The organism is Lamprobacter sp. (assembly GCF_034860625.1).
Classification (GTDB): domain Bacteria; phylum Pseudomonadota; class Gammaproteobacteria; order Chromatiales; family Chromatiaceae; genus Lamprobacter.
Map to the genome: position 1 here is coordinate 1 of NZ_JAYESN010000267.1, position 3,819 is coordinate 3,819.

Below are 3,819 nucleotides of genomic sequence, written 5' to 3' on the forward strand. Positions count from 1 at the left end.
CAATGCGGGTTCAAGCGACTCCAGCACCGACCACTCGAGCCCGTCGATCCTGAGTCCCTTCATAAGCTCTATGTCATCGAGTAGTTCTTTCAGTCCGAACGGGAGGTTCGGATTGTCGGTGACCGTCATCAGCCATTGCTCGTCATCGCCAAGTATCTGTGCTTCATCGGCCAGCAACCACTTGAGATCGACGTCGAGCTCTTTGGCGATCTCGCGCCACTTGGGCATTGGCGTTCCTCGCCGCATTTTCTCCATTGATGAGATATGCGCCTGGCTCAAGCCGACACGTTCAGCGAGCTGAGTCTGGGTCAGACCGCGGCCCTTTCGCGCTTCCAGCAGTCTGTTCTTGATTCCGGTTTCCTGACTCACTGTCTGTCGCTGCCTGTTCAGCCTGTTGTTCGGTTTGGATCAGTGTACACCGCCACGCCATGTCACGACGTTGGTCTTCCGGAGGCTACGCATGACCGCAAATCTGTCCCTTCATCGTTAGGTCCAGCTACCAACTCAGCGTCCCGTTGTCGCGCGCCTGCCGCAGCCGACTCGCGGCCTGTGCATAGCTTTCCCCGATGCGTGCGTGGCGTTCGTTGGCCTCCCGTGGCACGCCACCAATCAGTTCGCCGCTGTCGTAGCGCCGTTGTGCAAGCCGCTTAGGTTTCGGTGCCGCATCCTCATGAAACTGGAAGTCGAAGATCAGATGCGTCACGCGTCGGCCAGTCTTGCGCTGCGACCAACGCACCCGCAACGGTGAGTAGGTGTTGATCTGCTCGATGGCCGGCTCGAGCACTCGTTTCTTCAGATCCTTGATCGCCGGATAGCGATCCTCTATCTGCAGGGCCTTGCGGAACCAGTCGATCTCGACCTCGCGTGATCCCTTCTCGCGCCACTGGGCCAACAGTTCATAGAGCCGGATCGCGTGTGCCGAGGTCATCCTGGCCACGTCACCGAGCGCATAGCGCGTGAACTGCTCGGTGAGCTGCGACAGGTAGGGCAGCATGTCACGGCTGAAGCGCAGCCTGATGCAGCCCGATTTCCTCACGTAGCGCACCGACTGCACCCATCGCGTGACCAGGGTTTCCTCATGAGCGCCGTTCCCGTTCGGGCGTTCGACCAGCCAGACTTCGCGTCTGCTCAGGCGCATGGCCGCTTGTTCGAGCTCACGGTACGCCTGCTTGCTTGAGGTGCCGGAGAGGTTGGCGAATTCGGTTGCTGTGATGCTGTAGAGCAGTTCGTCGGTGATCTGCTGATCGTGACGCACCTGTGCGTTGCAGGCCAGCACGATGCGTTGCTCAGCGACCGAGAGCCGGTAGCTGGCCTCGACCAATGCGTTGGATTTGTAGACCTGCGCTTGCTGTTCCTCTGCGATGTCCATGCTGTCGGGTCATCCGCTCATCCTCGTTTAAGGACAGCTTAAACCTTGACCTTTAATACCGCAAATCTGTCCCCTCCACGACCGCAAATCCGTCCCTTTCAAACCGTAAATCTGTCCCTTTGTAACCGCAAATCTGTCCCTTTGTAACCGCAAATCTGTCCCTTTTTTGGCTTTTTAAGGCTTTTCATTCATAGGCTTACGGCGCCTAAAAAGGAAAAGGGAAAAATACAGAAAAGCGCGGTGAGTGAGAGAGGCTGTCGGGAGCAGTGTGCAGCGATCCATCTTCAGCCGCTTTGCCCTGCTTCTGAACGCCTGTTTCGTGTAAAGAAGTGACCGCAAATCTGTCCCTTAATCTGCGTTGTAACCTGAGGCATGACGACGATTCGTGGTTTGATGTTGAGACCTGCGTGTCGTTGGCTGATCTACAGTCGTTGATGGCAGACCTCAGCGTTGCTGCCCGATGCTGCCGCACCCTTGATTCCCGCTCGTCTTGTTCCTGAAACGCTGTGCCATCCTGGCAATCGGCGTGCTCCCGGCACGCACCAGGCCGCAGAAGAAAGAGCCCATCCCTGGAGGCTCCGCCCCGACCATCGCTGACGCTCGGCGGCGCTCCGCGAAGCTCGGCTCCTGCCTCGCGGCTCCCTGCCGAAGATCGCCCGGCATCCTGCCCGGCTCGATCGCGCCTCCTCGCCGGATGCCAAAAGCCTGTCGGCTTCTGGCACCGGCATCGCGCGCGACACTGGCGAGCCTGCCCTCCTTGGCGTAGGTTCGGGATACGTGTAAATTTAGGACACTAAGATCCGTCGCCTAGAATTGGCAGTGATCTTGGCCGCAGCGGCGAAGGCCGATCCTCCATGTCGACGTCATATTGTCCGAATCGCCGGAGATGCTCTCGGAGGGTGGGAGCGGTTCTCGTGACCAGCTCTTGGGTGACCGGCAAACCCTCCTCGACCATATTCGCGAGGACATCCGTCAGATCGACGACGTTATGCAGCATGACGGCGTTGGCGACCAGATCCATGTACTTCACCTGCTTGAGCTGCTCCACGGGATCGCCGCTTTTGATCACGGGGCCACCGAAGCCGATCCAGTCCAGGAAGTCGTTGTAGGACTCAATCTTTGTGGTTTCTGCACGGATGCTCTGGCGCAACTCGGCCTCAGAGATGAAGCGCAGCAGGAACAGGGTGCGAACGACGCGCCCAAGCTCACGGAAAGCCAAGTAGAGCCGGTTCTTTCGGCTGCGACTGCCCAGCTTGCGCAGCAGCATCGAGGGCAGCACCTTGCCAGCCTGGATCGATAAGACCACCTGCATCATGTCCTGCCAGTGGGCTTCGATCACCTGCCAATCGACACGCTTGGTGAACAGCGCGTCGATGTGAGCATAGGTTGACGTCGCCTCTGGCCGGTAGAACTCGGCGTCATTCCAGGTCCGCATGCGCGGCAGCAATTCGATGCCGAGCAGATACGCCAAGCCGAACACCGGCTCGCTTTGGCCATGGGTGTCAGCGTGGATAGTGTCGACCTCGAACTCAGAGCGGTTCTGGAGCAGCCCGTCGAGAATGTAGACCGCCTCCCACACCCCACAGGCGATAAAGTTACTGAACAACGCGATGTCGTTCGCTGAGATGTGGTGGTACGCGATACCACCGTAGCGGCCATAAAGGATGTGCTACTCGCCAAGGAGGTTATTCTCACGCAGCTCCATGTGCGTCCCGTCGGCAATGGCGACGTTCGGCTTGCCCCAAAGCTTGGGAAGCTCAAACCGGGCGTACTCGCGAATGATGTCAGCGCAGGCCGCCTCTAGCTTATCGACCGTGACATGCTGAGCGTTGATCCGGCGCAGCGCGTGACGGTTGATGCTCTCTGGAGCATGCCGGGCGGTCTGGTTCACGCCGAGGTTGCAGCCGAACCCAAAAACGGTGAACAGATAACGTTTAGTCGCCTCCTCGAGCTTCGGATCTGACCCAGACAGGGGGCCGAAGTGACGTGTAAACGAGCACCAGTGTTGGGCATGCTTCAAGACGTCGAGGAGATGGCGCTCCGGCATCCGGTCCCGAATCGCTTGCTCGAAGGTTTGAAGCCCTGGTGGCAGAGGCTGCGCGGCCTGACGGACCAGATGCGGCGTCCCATCTGGGTCGATTCGTAGCGCGCTGTTGTGTGGAAAGCCCACACCAACACGCGTGGCCAATGCATCCAGTGTGTCTCGCAGTTCCGAGACGAACCGCCCCACTTCCGTGGGCAACTTCACCTCAGCGCCGTAGCGCTCGAGCCTGCGCTCGCACTCGTCCCAGGGCAGCAGCTGGGTTCGGTAGTCGCCGTAAGCTCCAGAGCCGACCACGTACAGATCACCGCTTTGCAGCGCTTCGGCCAGGTACATCAATACACAGAGCTCAAGGGCGCGCCGGTCCAAGAACACGTCGCCGTCTTGCCGATGTTCGACGAAGCTTTGC

The 3,819-nt window shown here is 59.3% G+C and carries 2 protein-coding genes and 1 pseudogene; all 3 read right to left on the reverse strand.

The window, feature by feature from the left end; translation table 11 throughout:
• Positions 1–369: helix-turn-helix transcriptional regulator (locus tag VBE63_RS25770; protein ID WP_323685861.1), on the reverse strand; the 369-nt coding region annotated here is incomplete at its 3' end.
• Positions 370–496: 127 nt separating this feature from the next.
• On the reverse strand, positions 497–1,369 hold the full coding sequence (locus tag VBE63_RS25775; RefSeq protein WP_323685862.1) for a replication initiation protein: 873 nt from the start codon (positions 1,367–1,369) through the stop codon (positions 497–499).
• 793 nt (positions 1,370–2,162) lie between these two features.
• Positions 2,163–3,746 (reverse strand): annotated as a pseudogene (locus VBE63_RS25780) (transposase).
• Positions 3,747–3,819 lie beyond the last annotated feature (73 nt).